The sequence below is a fragment of the Kribbella sp. genome (assembly GCF_035687465.1).
Lineage (GTDB): Bacteria > Actinomycetota > Actinomycetes > Propionibacteriales > Kribbellaceae > Kribbella.
In genome coordinates this window covers 1-19,196 of record NZ_DASRXP010000570.1, presented here as the reverse complement: position 1 = coordinate 19,196, position 19,196 = coordinate 1, and the positions used below count along the sequence as shown (strand labels likewise).

At 67.1% G+C, this 19,196-nt stretch carries 17 protein-coding genes; 10 read left to right on the top strand and 7 right to left on the bottom strand.

Annotated elements, in window-relative coordinates; all coding sequences use genetic code 11:
* The 4 genes from VFG33_RS30305 to VFG33_RS30290 all read left to right on the top strand — a co-directional run.
* The coding region (locus VFG33_RS30305) for an aldose epimerase family protein (RefSeq protein WP_524538156.1) at nucleotides 1–289 on the top strand (289 nt) is incomplete at its 5' end.
* 86 nt (nucleotides 290–375) lie between these two features.
* A complete protein-coding gene (locus VFG33_RS30300) occupies nucleotides 376–903 on the top strand; it encodes a GrpB family protein (protein ID WP_325056406.1) in 528 nt (175 codons plus the stop codon).
* 92 nt (nucleotides 904–995) lie between these two features.
* Nucleotides 996–1,595, top strand: coding sequence for a TetR/AcrR family transcriptional regulator (locus tag VFG33_RS30295; RefSeq protein ID WP_325056405.1), 600 nt, complete (start codon nucleotides 996–998; stop codon nucleotides 1,593–1,595).
* 121 nt (nucleotides 1,596–1,716) lie between these two features.
* Nucleotides 1,717–2,916 carry a cytochrome P450 gene (locus VFG33_RS30290; RefSeq protein WP_325056404.1) on the top strand — a complete coding sequence of 400 codons (1,200 nt, stop codon included), beginning with the start codon at nucleotides 1,717–1,719 and terminating at the stop codon, nucleotides 2,914–2,916.
* Between the two features lie 59 nt (nucleotides 2,917–2,975).
* Here the strand turns inward: VFG33_RS30290 and VFG33_RS30285 are convergent, their stop codons facing one another.
* Nucleotides 2,976–4,736, bottom strand: a complete 1,761-nt coding sequence (locus VFG33_RS30285) for a hypothetical protein (RefSeq protein ID WP_325056403.1) — start codon at nucleotides 4,734–4,736, stop codon at nucleotides 2,976–2,978.
* Between the two features lie 171 nt (nucleotides 4,737–4,907).
* On the opposite strand from VFG33_RS30285, the gene VFG33_RS30280 reads away from it, so the two are divergent.
* Complete coding sequence (locus VFG33_RS30280) at nucleotides 4,908–5,834, top strand: phosphotransferase enzyme family protein (protein ID WP_325056402.1); 927 nt, start codon at nucleotides 4,908–4,910, stop codon at nucleotides 5,832–5,834.
* Between the two features lie 15 nt (nucleotides 5,835–5,849).
* Here VFG33_RS30280 and VFG33_RS30275 read toward each other — a convergent pair whose 3' ends face one another.
* The 6 genes from VFG33_RS30275 to VFG33_RS30250 all read right to left on the bottom strand — a co-directional run bounded on the left by VFG33_RS30275 (nucleotide 5,850) and on the right by VFG33_RS30250 (nucleotide 13,500).
* The gene (locus VFG33_RS30275; RefSeq protein ID WP_325056401.1) at nucleotides 5,850–6,971 is read right to left on the bottom strand and encodes a Gfo/Idh/MocA family protein; all 1,122 of its coding nucleotides are present in this window, start codon (nucleotides 6,969–6,971) and stop codon (nucleotides 5,850–5,852) included.
* A gap of 25 nt (nucleotides 6,972–6,996) precedes the next feature.
* Complete coding sequence (locus VFG33_RS30270) at nucleotides 6,997–8,322, bottom strand: ABC transporter substrate-binding protein (RefSeq protein ID WP_325056400.1); 1,326 nt, start codon at nucleotides 8,320–8,322, stop codon at nucleotides 6,997–6,999.
* Nucleotides 8,323–8,339: 17 nt separating this feature from the next.
* Complete coding sequence (locus VFG33_RS30265) at nucleotides 8,340–9,218, bottom strand: carbohydrate ABC transporter permease (protein WP_325056399.1); 879 nt, start codon at nucleotides 9,216–9,218, stop codon at nucleotides 8,340–8,342.
* Nucleotides 9,208–10,179, bottom strand: a complete 972-nt coding sequence (locus VFG33_RS30260; protein WP_325056398.1) for a carbohydrate ABC transporter permease — start codon at nucleotides 10,177–10,179, stop codon at nucleotides 9,208–9,210. Before VFG33_RS30260 ends, VFG33_RS30265 begins: the two co-directional genes overlap by 11 nt.
* 160 nt (nucleotides 10,180–10,339) lie before the next feature.
* Nucleotides 10,340–11,296: a glycoside hydrolase family 26 protein gene (locus VFG33_RS30255; protein ID WP_325056397.1), complete on the bottom strand. Its 957-nt coding sequence runs from the start codon at nucleotides 11,294–11,296 to the stop codon at nucleotides 10,340–10,342.
* On the bottom strand, nucleotides 11,296–13,500 hold the full coding sequence (locus tag VFG33_RS30250; protein WP_325056396.1) for a glycosyl hydrolase family 28-related protein: 2,205 nt from the start codon (nucleotides 13,498–13,500) through the stop codon (nucleotides 11,296–11,298). Before VFG33_RS30250 ends, VFG33_RS30255 begins: the two co-directional genes overlap by 1 nt.
* A gap of 196 nt (nucleotides 13,501–13,696) precedes the next feature.
* Here VFG33_RS30250 and VFG33_RS30245 point away from each other — a divergent pair, with 196 nt between their 5' ends.
* The 5 genes from VFG33_RS30245 to VFG33_RS30225 form a co-directional block, all read left to right on the top strand.
* A complete protein-coding gene (locus VFG33_RS30245; RefSeq protein ID WP_325056395.1) occupies nucleotides 13,697–14,737 on the top strand; it encodes a LacI family DNA-binding transcriptional regulator in 1,041 nt (346 codons plus the stop codon).
* Entirely contained in the window at nucleotides 14,738–16,333 is a 1,596-nt protein-coding gene (locus VFG33_RS30240; protein ID WP_325056394.1) for an FAD-dependent oxidoreductase, read from the top strand.
* Between the two features lie 41 nt (nucleotides 16,334–16,374).
* On the top strand, nucleotides 16,375–17,628 hold the full coding sequence (locus tag VFG33_RS30235) for an ABC transporter substrate-binding protein (RefSeq protein ID WP_325056393.1): 1,254 nt from the start codon (nucleotides 16,375–16,377) through the stop codon (nucleotides 17,626–17,628).
* The gene (locus VFG33_RS30230; RefSeq protein WP_325056392.1) at nucleotides 17,625–18,566 is read left to right on the top strand and encodes a carbohydrate ABC transporter permease; all 942 of its coding nucleotides are present in this window, start codon (nucleotides 17,625–17,627) and stop codon (nucleotides 18,564–18,566) included. Before VFG33_RS30235 ends, VFG33_RS30230 begins: the two co-directional genes overlap by 4 nt.
* A 25-nt stretch (nucleotides 18,567–18,591) precedes the next feature.
* Nucleotides 18,592–19,196: carbohydrate ABC transporter permease (locus VFG33_RS30225; RefSeq protein ID WP_325056391.1), on the top strand; the 605-nt coding region annotated here is incomplete at its 3' end.

The window sequence follows — 19,196 nt, the reverse complement described above, 5'->3', positions numbered from 1 at the left end:
TAAGCCGGACGGCGACGGAGTGCGGTTCGCGGCCCGGTTCTGGGAGCCGGAGGACGGCCGGACGGTGACGGTGCAGACCAGCCAGCCGGGCGCGCAGTTCTACACCGGCAACTTCCTGGACGCTTCCTTCCAGGGCATCGGCAACAAGTCCTACCGCCAGGGCGACGCCTTCGCCTTCGAGACCCAGCACTTCCCGGACTCACCGAACCAGCCGAACTTCCCCTCCACCACCCTCCGCCCCGGCCAGACCTACACCTCCACCACGATCTACACCTTCGACACCAAGTAGTCCCGATCCGGGGTACCGCCGCTCGCGGGGGTACCCCTGCTTGGGATAGCGGCGGCTAGCCTCTGCCGGGACGGAAGGGGTGGGCGATGACGGTCTTGAGCGAGTACGACGAGGGGTGGGCGAGGTTGTTCGTCGTGATGGCCGATGAACTTCGGGTGGTGTTCGGAGGTGCCGTGACGGAACTCGAGCACATCGGGAGTACGGCGGTGCCGGGGCTGGTGGCGAAACCCGTGATCGACATCGCGGCCCGCGCCGCCGACCTGGAAGTTGCTGCTGGCAAGGATTCCGGGCTGGTCGCGCTGGGATTCACGCACGAGCCGGCCGGGCCACCTGGGCGGCGTACCTACACGCGGGTCGTCGACGGCGTCCTGACCCACAACCTGCATGTGTTCCCGACCGACGTGTGGGACGGGCTCAATCAGCGGATCCTGCGCGACCACCTGCGGGAGAGTCCAGACGCTGTCCGGCTGTACAGCGAACTGAAGCGCAAGCTGGCCGCTGACGGTCTCAGCGGCTTTGACTACACCGCCGCCAAGACCGAGCTGATCCAGGAGCTCACCGACGAAGCCCGTCGGCGCCGCGGCCTGCCGTCCGTCCCGGTCTGGGAAAGCTGAGTCTGAGACCGGTTGATGCGAAGGATCTACTACTTGCAACACTAAGGTTGCAACTAATCGAGAACATGTGACCTTGGAGTATGCTCTAGGGCATGAGTGAAGTCGTTGCCCGCCCACTTCGCGCGGACGCCGAGCGGACCGTGCGGACGATCATGGAGGCCGCCGAGCGGACCCTTGGCCGGAACCCGGCGGCCACGATGGAGGACATCGCGGCGGCAGCCGGGGTTGCGCGGACGACCGTGCATCGGCGGTTCGCGACCCGTGAGGCGCTGATCACCGCGATGGCGACCTGGGCGACCCGGCAACTCGCGGACGCGGTAGACGCGGCCCGGCCGGAGTCGTCACCACCACTCGTCGCGCTCTACCAGGCGACCGCGAACGTCCTGCAGGTCAAGATCTCCTGGGGCTTCTCGATGAACAGCGCCTTCGCAATGGGCAGCGAGAGCGAGCGGATCCATGCCGAGGTGGTCGAACGCTGCGACCAGTTGTTCCGCCGTACCCAAGAGGCCGGCATCCTCCGCGAGGATGTCGATCCGGTCTGGGCGCGCCGCGTCTATTACGCCCTGATCCACGAGGTCTGTCAGGACGTCTCGACCGCCGATGCCAACGACGCCGACACGGATGCGCTGGCGACCCAGTTGATCGACACCCTGCTCCGCGGCGTCGGCAACCCAACATCCCAGCTCTACTGAGCGGACTTCTGCAGGTCCTTGACGAGGCCCGCTGCGACTGCCTCTGGGACGAAAGCGCCTGCCTGTGACGACCCGCTGAGACGTGGGGCGAAGGGTTACCTAACCGCTTAGGGTCGTGGGTATGACGGAGCCGGTGCTTGATATCCCGTTCGCGGATGCGTTCCAGTTCGACCCTTCGCCGACGTTCGCGGAACTGCGGGAGAACCGGCCGGTCGCGCGGGTGCGGACGCTGGCCGGCGCCGAGGTCTGGCTCGTCACCCGGTACGACGATGTGCGCCTGGTGCTCGCGGATCCGCGGTTCTCGCGGGCTGCGGTCGTCAAGCAGGGGGCGCCGAGGGTGGCGCTCGCCAAGCCGATGCCGAACAGCCTGACCACGACCGATCCGCCCGAGCACACCCGCCTGCGGAAGCTGGTGTCGTCGACCTTCGCGCACCGGCGGATCGAGCGGACCCGGCCGTGGGTCGCGGAGCTGTCGGCGCAACTCGCCGAGGACGTCGCCGCCGCGGGTGATGGCGCGGACATCCGCCAACTGGTGGCACTGCCGCTGCCGATCCAGGTGATCTGCCAGCTGCTCGGAGTTCCCTACAGCGACCGCGAGCAGTTCCGCGAGTGGACCGAGCTCGGTTACAGCATGCGGATGGCCGAGAAGGATCTCGTCGAACAAGCGATGACGGACCTGACGGCGTACATCGAAGAGCTCGTCACGAAGAAGGTTGCCAACGGCGACAAACCGGCGGAGGACCTGCTGGACGAACTGGTCCGGGCGCGCGAGCAGGGTGATCGACTCAGCCAGGAGGAGTTGATCTCGTTCGGGGTGAACCTGCTGGTCGCGGGGCACGAGACGTCGGCGAACCAGATCTCCAGCTGCGTAGCCACGCTGCTGCGATGGCCGGACAACTGGGCGAAGCTGGTGGCGGACCACTCGCTGGTTCCCTCCGCGGTCGAGGAGCTCTTGCGCTTCAACCGGTTCAGCGAGGTCGGGCAGTTGCGGGTGGCGGTCGAGGACGTGGAGCTGCACGGCGTACAGATCAAGGCCGGTGAGGGTGTGATGGCGGCGCTGAATTCGGCGAACCGAGATCCACGGGCGTACGAGGCGCCGGATGAGTTGCGGTTGGATCGGCAGGAGAACAAGCACTTGTCGTTCGGCTTCGGGCCGCACTTCTGCCTCGGTGCGCAGCTGGCACGGATCGAGTTGCAGGAATCGTTGCTCGCGCTGTTGCGCCGCTTCCCGCGGATGAGCCTGGCGAAGCCGGCCGAGGAACTCGAATGGCGCCGCGTGCTGGTCAGCGGCCTCGCCGAGCTCCCGGTGAACCTCGGCTAGCGAGTTGGAGCTGCGGCTGGTGCCCTGCGCCTGAGTGACCTCAGACGCAGGGCGTTGCCTCAGTTCTGGTTTGCCGTGACCAGGCTGCCTTGCTCGGCGTCGTACTGCGCGATGAACGCCGCGGCGTCCTGCGGGCTCGACGCGATCGCGGAGGCGAGTGTCTCCGCGTTGCGCTCGCGGTCCGACGGCCAGTTGGACAGCAGGGCCCAGGCGCGCATCCGCTTCTTGTCCAGGTCGCCGCCGCCGGAGGTCTTTGCCTTCGGCGCCGTACCGCGCGACGCGGCCGCCGTGGTCCGGGCCGTCACCTCGCGAGCGACGACCTCCGGCTCCTCGATCTCCAACAGCACGGGCTCGACCACTGCCGGCTCGGCCATCGCCGGCTCGACGCTCGCCGGCTGGGCTACCGGCGCCGACCGGATCGGCTCGGGCCGGGGAGCGGGATTCGCGACAACAGTCGGCTCCTCGACAACCGGTACAGGCGCGACCGGCTGGGCTACCGTCTGCTGCGCAACAGGCTGCGTGGCAACAGGCTTCGGAGCGGCAGGCTTGGGAGCGGCGGTCCGCGTGGCCGGCTTCGGCTTCGGTACTACGGCTCGCGCGACGACGTGCTGCTGCTCCACGACCGACTGCGGCACCGGCTGGACGTACTGCTCCTGCACCGGAACCTGCTGCACCGGCTGGTGCTCCTCCACTACCTCAGCCTCGTCGGCGTCGTCTGTAGTGCGGTCGTAGGGGAGGTAGTCCACCGCCATCAGTTCGCCGGTCATCGCCTCTCCCCACTGCTCGTCATCACGCAGCGGGACCCCGCCCTGCTGAACCGGCAACTGCTGAGCCGGCAACTGCTGGGCCGGGAGTTGCTGAACGGGGATCTGCTGCACCGGCGGCGGCGTACTGCCCTCGACCACCCAGACCGCGGCGCGCAGGTCGGTCCGTTCAGGTTGCGGTTGCGGTTGCGGCTGTGGTTCGGGCTCCGGCGGGGCCGGCGGGGAGATCGCCAGGGTCAGCTTGTTCGTGACGACCTCGTAGTTGATCCGCTCCTCGAGCATCCCGGCCAGCCGGTCCGGGTCGTACGTCGTCTCGGCGATCTTCGCGAGCCGCTCGTCCTGGTGCTCCGAACGGATGTACTCGGCAACGGTTCCGGCGATCGCATCCCGCCGGGCCTTGTTGCGCATCTGCTCACGGGCGGCGCGCAGGCTCTCGTACAGGCCGTACCCGTGCTCGAGGGCGAGGGACCTCGCGAGCCAGGTGACCCTGGGTTCGCGGGCCCACTGGACCACGCCGTACACGGGTCCGGTGTTCGCCATCTGACCCGCGACCCGCAACGCGTCGCGGCGACGCGCCGAGCTGTGGATCAGCCAGAGGACATAGGCGAACGCGGACAGACCGCCGAAGCCGAAGGCGAGGAACCGCTCCTCCGGCCGCCAGTGGCCGACCACGTTGAAGACCAGTGCGACGATCGCCGCGAACAGCGACATCGCCCGGTAGGCGTAGGCCTGCTCACCCTTGCGCCGGCGCAGATCGGCCAGCGCCGCAGTCGCGACACCACCGAGCTCGATGACGGCCACCGCGGGGGTGACGAGGGCGATCTTGAGGAACGGCGAGAAGCCTTCCTCGGGCCATGGGATGTGGGTGACGCCGGCCCAGACCTGACCGACGAGTGCGGCGGTCGCCGCGGTGGCGTAGAAGGCGTAGGCGACCTTGTCCGCACCTGTGAGGGGTACGTTGACGAGTTCGCCAGTACTGGTGCTGGTGGTGTTCTCCTGCAAGACGTGGTCTCCTGACCGGTTTGGGCTCTCCGGCAGTTCGTCGGTGATGGTCATGCGTCGCCTCCCCAGGTGGCTGGATGAGGCTACCGGTTCTGGCCCCCAGAGGGGAGGCGAATCCAGAAACGTTCTCCTACTGCCACCCCTACCTCCCCACCAACCCCGACTTCACACCTCTATCCCGAAATTCACCCGCGCCGCCAACGTCAGCGCCGTACTCTCGCGAGGATGATCCCGACGTTGCGCTCACTGCCCGATCCCGAGGCTCTTCGCATCCAGCTCGCCGACGTCTACGGCCTCGCTTTCGCCGGCTGCACCTTGCTCCGTTCGCTGGTCAACGACGTCTACGAGGTCGTCGCGCCGGACGGCAAGTACGTCCTCAAGCTCTACAACGCCGGCACCAGGCAACCAGCTGAAATCCTTTGGGAGACAGGGCTTTCGGCCCACCTGGTCGACGCCGGCCTCCTGGTCCCGAGGGTCCAACCACTTGCCGACGGCTCCGAAGTAGGACTACTCGAAGCGGCCGAAGGCGAGCGGCCTTTCGTCCTCTCCACGTTCATCACCGGCACCAAGCCGGAGCCTCCGTTCACCGACGACCTGTACGCCGACTTCGGCCGCCTGCTCGCCACCTTCCACGAGGCCACCGAAGTTTTCTCGTCGAGTTACCCGCGACGTCCGGCGGATCTTCAGCACCGCCTCGACGAACCACTCGACAAGATCCTCCCGCGACTTGCACCTTCGGAGGGAAACCTGTGCCACGAGTTGGCGACCGCAGTACGGAACCACCTCACGCAGTACGCCGACACCCTCGAGTGGGGCGTTTGCCACGGGGACGTCACCCTCGACAACGTCCTCCGCACGGACCAAGGCCTCGCCCTCCACGACTTCGACCTCTCGGCACCCGGCTACCGCGCCGCCGACTTCACCGGCGTGGCATCAACTCCGCACTGGGACGCGTTCGCCGCAGGCTATTCCAGCAAGCGCCGACTCGCTGACGTGGAAGCAATCCCGTGGCTTGCCGTCGTCGGCAGCATCTTCAACCTCCGCTTCCACCTCCACGACAAACCACTCATCCGCGGCACCGAGTCCCTCCACGAAGGCTGGGCCGCCGCCGAGTTGGCGACCCTGCGCAAGGCGGCGAGGCAGCTCCTCTGAGTGGTGCGGACCGGGCTACCTCGCCCACGGGGCGCCTAGTTCGGTGAAGAGGGCTAGGTCTTCGGCGGCGCGGGTGACCCAGTGTTCGACGTTCAGGACGATGGGGTGGCGTTGGAGATCGTTGCCTTCCCAGCGAATTTGGTGGGCGGGGATTTCGGTTGGCGAGTCGGCCAGGCGGACTGCCTCGAGGACTTGGGTGAAGGCGCCTGTTGCTGCCAGTGGACCTAGTAGCGGCACGTCCGGGTTTTGTCGGTGGTCGAGAAGGTTCTCCAGGAGATCGTCTCGCTCGTACTGCGTGACGGTGGTCTCGCCTTTGGTGGTGAGCTCCAGGCGGTCATGGGAATACCGCAGTACTGCGCGGGTCGTTGAACCGTGGACGATGATCGCTGGTTCGCCGTCGTGCTCCGCCGCGCACAGTGTCAGCGCGGTCAGCACCGTTGTTCCGCGGGTCGTTGTCGTCCGGACGGTCGAGGTGTCATCGGACTCGATCGGGTTCGCGCGGAACAGCTCGGTCTCGACCGCTCGCACCTGGTCCGCGCGGGTAGAGCCGTCGATCATGAGGGCTGCCGCTGTCGCATGAGCGAAGGCGTTCGTGACCGCGCCATCCACCACGGCAACACCATCGAGCGTCCGGCGCCCCGCCCATCGCGCACGCTGCCAGTACTGCGCTGTCCGCACCCACGTGCCAACCGTGCTGATCCCCCGGACCTCGCCGAGCTGACCTTCCGCCACCATCGACGCCAATGCCCGCGCGGCGTGAGACCCCGCAGCCTGGAACCCAACCTGGCAACTCCGGCCAGTCTGTTCAACCACGGATAACAACCGCGAGAAGTCCGCCAACGAAGCAGTCGGCGGCTTCTCCAGGAGAACGTCCGCACCGGCCCGCAGAGCCAGCTCCGCCAACGCGGCATGGGTCTGGATCGGAGTACTGATCACTGCGACGTCGATCTCCGTCTCAGCCAGCAGCGCCGTCAGATCCGGGTACACAGCAACACCCGGAAACTCGTCAGCAGGTGGTCGGGGGTCGGCGACGGCGACGAGGCGGGCGCGCCCCGCCGCCGCCAACCGGGCGACGTGCCGCACATGCGTTGCCCCGTGGCCGTGGACGCCTACCACGGCCACCCGAGGTGCGATCACTGGCGACCGGTTGCTAGAGGCACCATTACTTGTTCAGCTCTCCGTCCATCTCCTTGAGGAACTGCGTCGCGGCCTGGTCGGGCTTCAGCCGGCCGAACAGCACCTCGGTGGTGTACCGCTGGATGATCTTCTCCACCTGACCACCACCGACCGGAGGTGGCGGCGAAGGCTCACCGAGTTCCGACGAGATCGTCTGGATGAACGCCGCCGAGGCCGCGTCCGCAGGCTGCAGCTTGGGCGCGACTGCCGCGCGGATCTCGGTGTTCGGCGGTACGCCTCGCTCGGCCAGCAGCAGGTTCCCCGCGGCCGGGCTGTTCGCCAGATAGCTGACGAACTCCGCGGCCTCCTTCGGATGCTTCGACCGCGATGAGATCGACCAGAACATCGAGCCCTTGTAGTAGGCACCGTTCTCGCTCGCCTTACCGGTCACACTCGGCAGCCGCAGCACCTTCAGCTGTTCCCCAGACGCCTTGCTGAGGGCGTTCAACTGGTTGCTCCAGGCATAGGACATGGCCAGCTTCCCGGTCGCCATCCCGGATTGGTCGAGCGGTGCGTTCATGTCCTGCGAGGTGAACTCCGCCGACGGCGTCGCCTTCGCTTCCTGCATCTTGACCAGGTTGGTCCAGTACTCGGTCAGCCCCTCCGCGGTCACGCCGAGCTTGCCGTCCTTGGTGAAGAGCGACTGGCCGTGCTGCCGGGCCCACATGTTCAGGCTCGCATCGTTCGTCCCGTACGCCGCCGTGCCCCAGCCCTTGCCGTTCAGCTTCACACTGATCTCCTGGGCGAGCTTGCTGTACTGGTCCCAGGTCCAGGTCTTGTCATCCGGCAGTGGTACGCCGGCAGCCTTGAAGACAGCCGGATTCGCCACGATGGTGAAGGCGTTGATCCCCGCGTTCAGCCCGTACAGGCCGCCATCGAACTCCCCCGCCCCCAGGGTGTCCGGCTCGAACTTCCCGGTGTCCAGACCGTCGGCCTTCTTGAGATCCAGCAGCGCGCCGCGATCGGCGTACTCGCGCAGGTACTTCTCGTCCATCTGGATGACGTCGGGGGCGTCATTGGCGGCGACGGTGGTGGCGAGCTTGTCCCAGTAGCCGGACCACTCGCCGAACTCGCCCTTGACCTTGATCTGCGGGTGGTCCTTCTCGAACTGGTCGATCACCTGCTGAGTGATCTTGTGCCGGGTGTCGGAGCCCCACCAGTTGAACCGGAGCGTGACCTCGCCGTTCGCGGAGGCGCCGCCGGAGTCGCCGCCGCAGGCACTGGCGGCCAGCAGGGCTGCTGCCATCGCGACAGTGGCAAGGGCGCGCAGCCGCCGGCGAGGCGGTGCGGTGGGAGGAGAGAGCGGCCTCATGGTTTGCACCTTTCGGGTTACTTGATACCGGTGGTGGCGATGCCCTTGATCAGGTACCGCTGGCCGATCAGGAAGGCGAGGAAGACCGGGACCAGCGACACGACCGACATCGCGAACAGCGATCCCCAGGACGTGCTCGCGGTCGAGTCGACGAAGGAGCGCAGGGCCACCGGGACGGTGTACATCTTCGGATCGGTCAGGTAGATCAGCTGGCTGAAGAAGTCGTTCCAGGTCCAGATGAACGTGAAGATCGTGGTGGTCGCGAGCGCCGGCACCATCAGCGGCAGGATCACCCGCAGGAAGATGCCGGCCCGGCCGCAGCCGTCGATCCGGGCGGCTTCGTCCAGCTCCCGCGGGATGCCACGGATGAACTGCACCATCAGGAACACGAAGAACGCGTCGGTCGCGAGCAGCTTCGGCACCACCAGGGGCAGGAACGTGTTGATCCAGCCGGCCTGCGAGAACAGGATGTACTGCGGCACGATCACCACGTGGATCGGCAGCATGATCGTGACCAGCATGATCGCGAACCAGAACTTCTTCCCGGTGAACTCCAGCCGGGCGAACGCGTACGCCGCCATCGAGCAGGACACCAGGTTGCCCAGGATCGCGCCGAACACCACGGCCGCCGAGTTCAGCAGGTAGCGGGTGAACGGCTCGGTCAGCGCGTTCCAGCCGACCCGGTAGTTGCTGATCTCCAGGTCGCGGATCAGGAGCCCCGGCTCGCGGAAGATCTCGTCTCCGGGCCGTAGCGAGCTGACCACCATCCAGATGACCGGGTAGAGCATCACCAGGGCGGCCGCCGCCAGGGCCAGGTGCGTCAAGACCGGACGGAACCGGGCCGGGGTGATCCCAGCGGTCCGACGGTTCGCCACGCGGAGCGTCTCAGTCGTCATAGAACACCCAGTACTTCGAGGCGACGAAGTTCGCCGCGGTGAAGACCCCGATGATGACGAGCAGGAACCACGCCATCGCCGACGCGTAGCCCATGTCGAAATTGCCGAAGCCACGGTCGTAGAGATAGAGCGTGTAGAACATCGTCGAATCCGACGGGCCACCGGTGCCGCCCGACACCACGAACGCCTGGGTGAACGACTGGAATGCGTGAATGATCTGCAGCACCAGGTTGAAGAAGATGATCGGCGTGAGGAGCGGCAGCGTAATGCTGCGGAACCGGCGCCAGGTGCCGGCACCATCCACGGCCGCGGCCTCGTAGTACATGGCGGGGATCTGACGCAGGCCGGCCAGGAAGATCACCATCGGGGCTCCGAAGGTCCACACGTTCAGCACCACCAGGGTGCCGAGGGCCGTGCTCGGGTCAGAGATCCAGCCTCTTCCCTCGATCCCGAGCGGCGCGAGCACCTGGTTCAGCAGGCCCTCGGTGCCGAACACCTGCTTCCACAGGATGGCGATCGCCACGCTCGACCCGAGCAGCGACGGGAGGTAGAAAATCGAACGGTAGAAGGCCATTCCGCGGACCCCGCGGTCCAGCACCACCGCCAGCAGCAGAGCTACGCCGAGTTGCAGCGGCACCGAGACGAACACGTAGGTGAAGGTCACCCGCAGGGAGTTGTGCAGCCGCTCGTCGGACAGCATCCGGGTGAAGTTCTCGAACCCGATCCATTGCGGCGCCTGGATAAGGTTGTAATCCGTGAAGGCGAGATAGAGCGACGCGAGCATCGGCCCGACGGTGATCAGGAACAATCCGAGCAACCACGGTGTGAGGAACAGGTACGCCGCCAGATTGTCCTTCTTGGAGGTCTTCGGCTGGTGGACCTTCCCAGCCCTGCCGGCCCGGTCTGGCGGCCCGGCCGCCTTCATCCGTCCGAGCGTTTCGAGTTCTCCCAGCGCGCTCATACTTTCTTACCTCCGGAAAGCCTCAGCCGTAGGGAAAGCGTTTGCCTTGGCCCGAGAAACTAGTCCACCGAACCGGTTCAGACAAGACCCTGCCCACAGAATCAATGACCGATTGTGGACACCCGCGAAACCTTGACAGGTCGATCCCGGCGACGTCGGCTCAGGGGTTGAAGAACGGGTCGGTGGCGTAGGCCCGGAACGCTTGCAGAGCCGGCCCGCCAGGCGGGACGGTGACTCGCCAGTGGTTGTCGAGATCGTCACCGTCGACATGGAAGTACAGGAAGGCCTTGAGCGCGGGGTACTGCGCTTTCACCACAGTGCGAGTGGTGTTCAGCCAGCTCGCCTGCCGCGGATCCGCCTCGTCGCGATGAACACCTGTCTCGCCGACCATGAACGGCTTCCCGTGGCTGACCGCGAACGCGTGGGCGTCGGCGAACATGTCGGCGAAGGCGCGATAGTGGTACTCCGGTTTGTCCGGCTTCGGCCGTGCATATCCGTCCGCGGCCACCCAGTCGACATAGTCGTTCCCGGGATAGAAGGGAACGGCCTTGTCGGTCTCGCTGAACGCACGCCAGGTGGGGTTCCAGACGAACGCCACGTTCGGCGCGACCGTCCGGAAGTGATCCCGGACCCGTTGCCAGACCCGCACGAACAAGGCGGTGTCGGTGTAGCGAAGGTCGAACTCCCAGGTGAACCGCAGGAACATCGGCACACAGAACGCCGCCAGAGCCTGGGCCTGGGCGTCGATCCAGTCGTCCTTCTGCCCCAGGTCGATCTTCCCCAGCTCGGCCTGGTCGCCGGCGGCCCAGGAGATCATCGGGATCCGGCCGGCGTCGATGTCCGCCTGGATCCTTGCCGTCAGCACCGAGGGTGCGCCGTGCTGGAAGCTGTGGTTGATCCCGAGCTGGTGACCGATCTGGGACTCCAGCGCTTCCGGCTGCGACAACCCAAGCTCGTTGCCGGCGTACACATAGGCCCCGAGGTGCGCCTTCCCCGCCGGGGGGATCAGCTCGGCCGCGTCACGATCACACGCCGCCGCAGCCGAGCCGGCCTGCACTGCGGCGAGTGGAACCAGCAAGGCCACGACCGCTATCACCGCACTCACCCGACGAAACATCACCGCACCTCCACCACTGCGAACTCAAGGCCCGGCACGGCACGACCGGTTTTCACATCGGCCACCGCAACCCCCCACTGGGTGAACTCGGGCGTCTTGTCGCGATACCCCCGGTTCCCCCGGAAGGTGATGCGCCGCGATCCGCGCAGACCGACGCCGTACGGCGAGGGGCCGAGGACGGTCGCGACCCGGAAGAAGACGGAGTTGGCGAACAACAGGTCACGGCAGTCCTCGATCTCGACCGCCTGCGAACGCCAGCCGTAGATGTGGTCCTCGGTCTGCAGGCCGAGGAACTGCCAGTTCGCCACCCGCCGCAGGACGACCTCGCGGTTCTCGTGGTGCTCGATCGACAACTCGTACGCCGCGGCCGGGACGACGGTCGACTCCACCAGGAGGCCGTTGTCCGCCCAGCCGTTCGCGCTCCAGACATTCGAGAGGACCCCACCGCCGCCACGGACCCAGATGCCGTACTTGTGCCGACCGCGGTAGGTGTAACCGGGATCGCCAGTGCCGACGTCCTCGGGATGCCATTTGACGAACTGGGTGGTGATGTCGGCCAGGTACGACCCGCGCCCGGATCGCCAGCTGAGGTTGACCGAACCAGCGGTGTCCTTCGCGGTGTCCAATCCCAGCCCGTGCACGATGTTGCGCCCGCCGAGCGGCGTCTCGACCAGCGCTTGGGGCCGGTCCGGATCGCCGAACCGCGGGTCGCCGTCAGGGATCCGGAGCCAGGTCTGGCGAGGGTGCAGGCCGATCAGGTTCGTGCGGTGTCGCAGCCGGAGGGTGCCCGACAGCAGGTACTCACCGATCGGCACGAAGACGGTCTCGTGCCGATCGACCGCCGCCTGGAACACCGGAAGGTCATCGGCGGTCCCGCTCCCCACCGTGCGCCCCATCATGGCCGCCACCTCGGTGATGCTCACCCACGACGACACCGGCGGCAGATCCGGTACGTCGGACCGCAGGATCGCGTCGTCCTTCCACGAACCCCCGAAGGAACACGCCACTCCGTCGGAGCGAGTCTCGCCCGCTGTCAGCGACCGCTCGACCCGCAGCCCGTACGTGAGCTCGCGAATCCCCGCACTCCCCCATGGCACTTTCACCCGCTGACCGCTTTGCGTGAGGGCCAACACAGTCTTCGTACGCCGGGCCACGCTGTCGACCACGTTCAGCTGGTTGCCGTATCTGATCAGCGGATTCTCGGCGCCAGGCAGTTGATCACTGTCGTTCACGACGATGCCCGCGTCGGAGAGGTCGGCCAGCACGCAGCTCTGCAGGTAGAGATGGAGGAGCTGACCCGGTACGCATTCGACGCCCCGGGGCGCACCGGACATCACCGTCCTGACCAGGACCAGCTTCGCGTCGTTGTTCGTCCTGATCGCGGTCTCCCGCTGGTCGGTGAAACGACAGTCCAGCACGGTCGTCTGCCAGCCCGCCGAGGCCGCGAACGCGTTCAGCCCGACGGCTCCGCCGCGTACCCGGACGCGCTGGATCAGGTTCGCGTTGTGGTCGATCCCGGCCCAGCCGTCGCCGACGTCGATGTCCAGGTCCTGCAGCAGGCAAAGCTGCGCGCCGGCGAACCGGACCGCGATCGCGTTGGGATTGCCCGGCCCGATCGCGATGTCGAAGTTGATCAGGCCCGAGCCGAACGTGTCGTTGTTCGCATACGTGATCACCCCGCCGACCGGCCGACGGCGGAACGCGAACACGTCCCGCGGCACCCCACCCGCATAGCCAGGGCTGTTCGCCGCCAGCACGAACCGCGGCCGGGTCCGGCCGAACCCGATGATCCGCACCGAGTCGTGCACATCGATCGGCGCGCTCAGCCGATAGGTCCCCGCCGGCACCAGCACCACACCGCCGCCATCCCCGAGCGGGAATCCGCGCACCCCACCGAGGATGTCGCCGAGCTGGTTCGCGCAACCCCGCCGCGATGCCTCGTCGACGGCCGCCTGCAACGCCGCCGTGTCGTCGCCGACCCCGTTCCTGTGCACCTCGAACCCGGCCGATCCCAGCAGCACCGCGGTCGGATCCGGCGGCCTTCCCTCGTACGCCGAGCCGAAGCGGACCGGGTCCCGTTCCCGGCCGTCGGACCCGGCCTCCGCCGGGAGCGCGACGGCCAGACCTGCTGCCGTACCGATGGAGGTTCCGAGGAAGTGTCGACGAGTGAAGGGCCGACGAGTGAAGGGCGAACGGCTGATCATCTTCGGCTCCTGACCGTAGTGCGGCCCGCTGGTTGCCGTGAGTTTCATCCACGGAGTCGGCCGGGTCAAGATTCCGTCGGCGCTAATTCGCATTATCACTGATCTTCACCTCTTGACGGCCCAGCGAGCACAGGGCTACGGTTCCGGCCAAAGAGACGCAAATGCGTATTACTCAGACGATCTGGAGGTATCGCCGATGCCGGACAAGGCGTCACCTCAAGCGGCTCCCCGGCTCACGCAGCGGGACATCGCCCGGCTGGCGAAGGTCAGCCAGACCACCGTCTCGCTAGTGCTGAACAACCGCATCTCCGACTCGGCGCGGATCCCCGCGGCCACCCGCGACCGGGTGCTGAAGGTGATCCGCGAGACCGGCTACCAGGCCGATCCGCTGGCTCGTCAGATGCTGCAGCAGCGTAACCAGATCCTCGGCGTCTTCACCTACGAATCGGTGTTCCCGAGTGCCAGCGGCGACTTCTACCACCCGTTCCTGGCCGGGATCGAGGACTGCGCCGAGCGCCTCGGCTGGGACCTGCTGCTGTTCACCAGCGCGCCGGTCACCGAGGGCCGTCGGCAGATCTTCCACGAGAACAACCGGCTGCGGATCGCCGACGGTTGTCTGCTGCTCGGACGTCAGATCCCGCGGGACGAACTGGCCCGGCTGATCGCCGAGCAGTATCCGTTCGTCTCCGTCGGCCGTCGCGACGATGCAGGTGGTCCCGTGCCTTACGTCGGCGCCGATTACGCCACCGGGACCGCGACCGTCGTCGAGCGGGCATTGGCCCTCGGCCATCGCCGGATCGCGTTCGTCGGCCCGGGCGTCGGGGCGGAGTCCTCGGCCGACCGGCTCCGTGGTTTCCGCCGCGCTGCCGGTCGCCGGGCGCCACAGGAGCAGACCGGCGACCGGACTCCCGCCGAAGTGCTGGATGCCTTGCTGGCAACGGGAATCACCGTCGCCGTCGTTGAGGATCGTGCCGATGCCGTCGCCCTGGTGGAGGCCGCCGCGGCGCGCGGGATCGACGTACCGGCTGAGTTGTCGGTGGTGGCGCTGGGTGATCCGACGCGGCCGGCTGCCACCGATATCGACTTCAGCGGTTTCCACGTCCCGCGTCGGGAGATGGGTCGCCGGGCGACCGAACTGCTCGAGGCCATTCTCAGTGGCAATGCCGCCGACACCCAACTGTTGCTCCCGTGCGAGCTGGCCGAGGGCACCACGCTGACCGCACCGAAGGGTTCCTAGATGGACGCGGATGTCCTGGTGATCGGCGGCGGGCTCGGTGGGGTAGCCGCCGCCCTGTCGGTCCTGCGCTCTGGGCGGTCGGTGGTGATGACCGAGGAGTTCGACTGGCTCGGGGGTCAGCTGACCAGCCAGGCCGTGCCGCCCGACGAGCACACGTGGGTGGAACAGTTCGGCGTGACTGCCTCGTACCGCGCACTGCGGGAGGGGATTCGCGACTACTACCGGCGTTATTACCCGCTCACCGCGAAGTCACTGGCGGCCAAGGAGCTCAACCCCGGCGCCGGTTATGTGTCGAAGCTCTGCCACGAGCCGCGCGTTGCTGTTGCCGTGCTGGAGTCCATGCTGGCTCCCTACCGGGCGAGCCGTCGCCTGCAGGTCCTACAGCCGTACAGACCCGTTGCTGCTAGCAACGAAGGCGACCGCGTGACCTCTGTGGTCGTTGAGCACCGTGACACTGGCGACCAGCTCACCCTGACCGCGCCGTACGTGCTGGATGCGACGGAGACCGGCGAGCTCCTGCCGCTGACGAACACGGAGTATGTGACTGGCTTCGAGGCGCAGAGCACGACCGGGGAGCCGAGTGCACCGGCCGAGGCCCAGCCGCTGAACATGCAGGCCGTGTCGTACTGCTTCGCGGTGGATCACGTCGACGGGGACCACGTCGGGGACAAACCGGCGAACTACGCCTTCTGGCGGAACTACCAGCCCCCGTTCTGGGGTGATCGGTTGCTCTCCTGGCAGGCGCCGGACCCTCGAACGCTGAAGATCGCCCGGCGCACGTTCACCCCGAACCCGGACGACGATCCGCTCGCGGTGGTCGCGGACCAACGGCGTACGGGCGGTGACATGAACCTGTGGACCTTCCGGCGGATCGCGGCCCGGCAGCACTTCCTGCCGGGCGCCTACGACAGCGACATCTGCCTGGTGAACTGGCCGATGGTCGACTATTTCGAGGGACCGGTGATCGACGTCCCCGACGCCGGCAGACACCTGCAGGCAGCCAAGGAGCTGTCCCAAGCTGTCTTCTACTGGCTGCAGACCGAGGCGCCCCGTCCCGACGGCGGCACGGGCTTCCCTGGCCTACGGATGCGCGGCGACCTGCTCGAATCCACCGATGGTTTGGCGCAAGCGCCGTACATCCGGGAGTCCCGGCGGATCGCGGCGGAGTACACGATCGTCGAGCAGGACCTCTCGGTCGCGGTCCGCGGCTCGCGCGGCGCCGTCGAGTACGACGACAGCGTGGGCGTCGGCATGTACCGGATCGACCTGCATCCCTCCACCGGCGGCGACAACTACATCGACGTGGCGAGCAGCCCGTTCCGTATCCCGCTGGGGGCCCTGATCCCGCAGCGGGTGGAGAACCTGCTGCCCGCCAACAAGAACCTCGGCACCACCCACATCACGAATGGCTGCTACCGGTTGCACCCGGTCGAGTGGAACGTCGGCGAGGCCGCCGGACTGCTCGCTGCCTTCTGCCTGGACCGCGGCGTCACCCCGCGCGCGGTCCGCAACACCCCTGCTCTGCTCAGCGACTTCCAGGCACGACTGGTCGCCCAGGGCGTCGAACTGAGCTGGCCGGCCATCTCAGGTTACTGAGCGCGGGCTACTGAGTACCGGCTACTGATGGAGGACTGACCATGAAACTCCGAACACTGACGGCGGCCGGCCTGGCCGCGGCCCTACTCGCACTGGCCGGCTGCGGCGGCGACTCCGACGACCCGGGCTCCCAGGGACCGGTCGACCTGCGGATGACGATCTGGAGCGCGAACGCCAAGCACACGGCGCTCTTCGACCAGATCGCCGCCGCCTACAAGAAGGACCATCCCGAGGTCGGCAAGATCACCTTCGAGTCGATCCCGATGGAGAACTACACCACCACGCTGACCACCCAGATCGGCGGCGGCAACGTCCCGGACCTGGCCTGGATCCTGGAGAGCAGCGCGCCGGACTTCGTCACCTCGGGTGCGCTGGCGCCGATCGACAAGGATCCGGACCTGTTGCCCAGCACCACGACCAACTGGGAGCAGGACGGCCAGTTGTTCGCGTATCCGTTCTCGACCTCACCGATGGGCGTCTTCGTCAACACCGACCTGGTGACGGCGGCCGGACGGCAGACACCCGCACAACAGGTTGCCGCCGGCACCTGGACCTGGGAGCAGGCAGCAGCCACGGGGGCCGCCGTCCAGCAGAAGAGCGGCAAGGGCGGCATCGTCGTCGGCGACTTCGACTTCAAGGGCTGGGACACCCTGACCGCGGTCTGGGGTGGCTGGGGCGCGCGGCCGTGGAGCGAGGACGGCAAGACCTGCGAGTTCGACAAGCCGGAGATGGTCGACGCGATGACCTTCATCCACAAGATGGCCTTCACCGACAAGGCGATGCCGGGCCCGGGTATCACCAGTGACTTCTACGCCGGTGACGCCGCGATGGTGCTGACCCAGATCTCCCGCGCGGCGCTGCTGGAGAAGGCGAAGTTCAAGTGGGACCTGGTCCCGCTGCCCACCGGCCCCAAGGGCGAGTACGCCGTCGTCGGGCAGGCGGGGATCGGCGTGCTCAAGCGCGGCGAGCACGTCGATGCGGCCAAGGACTTCCTCAAGTTCTTCTCCAACCAGGAGAACTCGGCCAAGCTGGCCCAGTTCTTCCCGCCGCCGCGCAAGTCGCAGCTCACCACCGCGACCCTGGCCAAGGCGAACCCGTTGCTCAAGCCGGCCCAGTTGCAGAGTGTGGTGATCAACGGCATCGAGAGCGGTGTCATCAAGAGCAGCCACACCGGTTATGCCGAGGTCCAGCAGACGGTGCGGGCGGCGCTCGACCCGCTCTGGCAGCCGAACGCGGACGTGCAGAAGGTCCTCACGGAGATCTGCGCGAAGATCAACCCCCTGCTGAGCAAATGACCCTCCTCGTCCGCGAACGGGTCGAGGTGGCCGGCCCGCCACCCGACCGGCCGCCGTTCTGGACCATGCGGCGGCGCGACGAACTGGCCGGCTGGCTGTTCGTGGCGCCGCAGCTGGCCGGGATCATCGCCTTCGTACTGGTTCCACTCGGGCTGGTCGTCTGGTACAGCCTGCACGAGTGGAGCGTGCTCGCCGACACCTTCGACTACGTTGGCCTCGGCAACTATTCGGCGCTGGCCGACGACCCGCGGCTGGGACCGGCCCTGCGGGCGACGGGGTTGTTCTCGCTCGGCCTGGTGGTGCTGAACCTCAGCCTGGCGTTGTTCCTCGCGGTCCTGCTCAACCAGAAACTGCGTGGCACGGTCGTCTTCCGGACGCTGTTCTTCTCGCCGGTCGTGGTGACGCTGGTCGCCTGGACGATCGTCTGGGGATTCCTGCTGCAGGACAACGGCGGGATCAACGGGTTCCTCGAGCTGCTGGGGATCGACGGTCCGAACTGGCTGCGCGGTGACGCCACCGCGATGATCTCGGTGATCGTGGTGCAGTTGTTCAAGAATGTCGGGCTCAACATGGTGCTCTTCCTCGCTGCTCTGCAAGGGGTTCCGGCCGAGCTCTACGAGGCGGCGCGGATCGATGGGGCCAGCGCGTGGGCGCGGTTCCGTCGGATCACCGTGCCACTGATCAGCCCGACCATCCTGCTGACCTCGATCCTCACCGTGGTGGGATCCCTCCAGGTCTTCGCCCAGATCGCCGTCCTGACGCAGGGCGGTCCCGGGACGTCGACCACGGTGCTCATCTACTACCTCTACCAGCAAGCGTTCCAGTTCCATCACTTTGGTTACGGGGCGACGATCTCGCTGCTGTTGTTCGTGATCGTCCTCGCGCTGACGGCGCTGCAATGGCGGATGCGCAGGAAGTTGAGCTTCTATGAGGACTAGTCTCGGCATAAGTCGCAGGACGAAGTTGCTGGTCTACGGGGTGCTGCTGGTCTGCCTCATCCCCTTCGTGTTCCCGACCTGGTGGATGGCGACCACCTCGCTCAAGCCGGTGAACGAGATCTTCGCGTTCCCGCCGTCGCTGTGGCCGCGGTCGGCGACCCTCGACGCCTACAGGCAGGTGTTCGAGCTGCAGCCGTTCGGCCGCCAGTACGTGAACAGCCTCTACATCGCGTTGCTCGTCACGGTGGGCACACTGGTGGTCTCGTCGCTGGCCGGTTACGCGTTCGCGCGGATCCGCTTCCGTGGTTCGGGCCTCGTGTTCATGGTCGTGCTCGCCGGGCTGCTGGTGCCGAGCGAGGTGACGATCATCCCGCTGTACCGGATGTTCGACGGACTCGGGCTGGTCGACACACACTGGCCGCTGATCCTGATCCTGATCCCGATCCTCGGCGCGCCCAGCGTGCTCGCCACCTTCATCATGCGGCAGTTCTTCATCACCCTGCCGCCGGAGCTGGAGGAGGCAGGGCGGATCGACGGGCTCGGCCGGTTCGGGCTGTTCTGGCGCATTGCCCTGCCGCTGTCCCGGCCGGCGCTGGGCGCCGTCGCCATCTTCACTTTCCTGCACAGCTG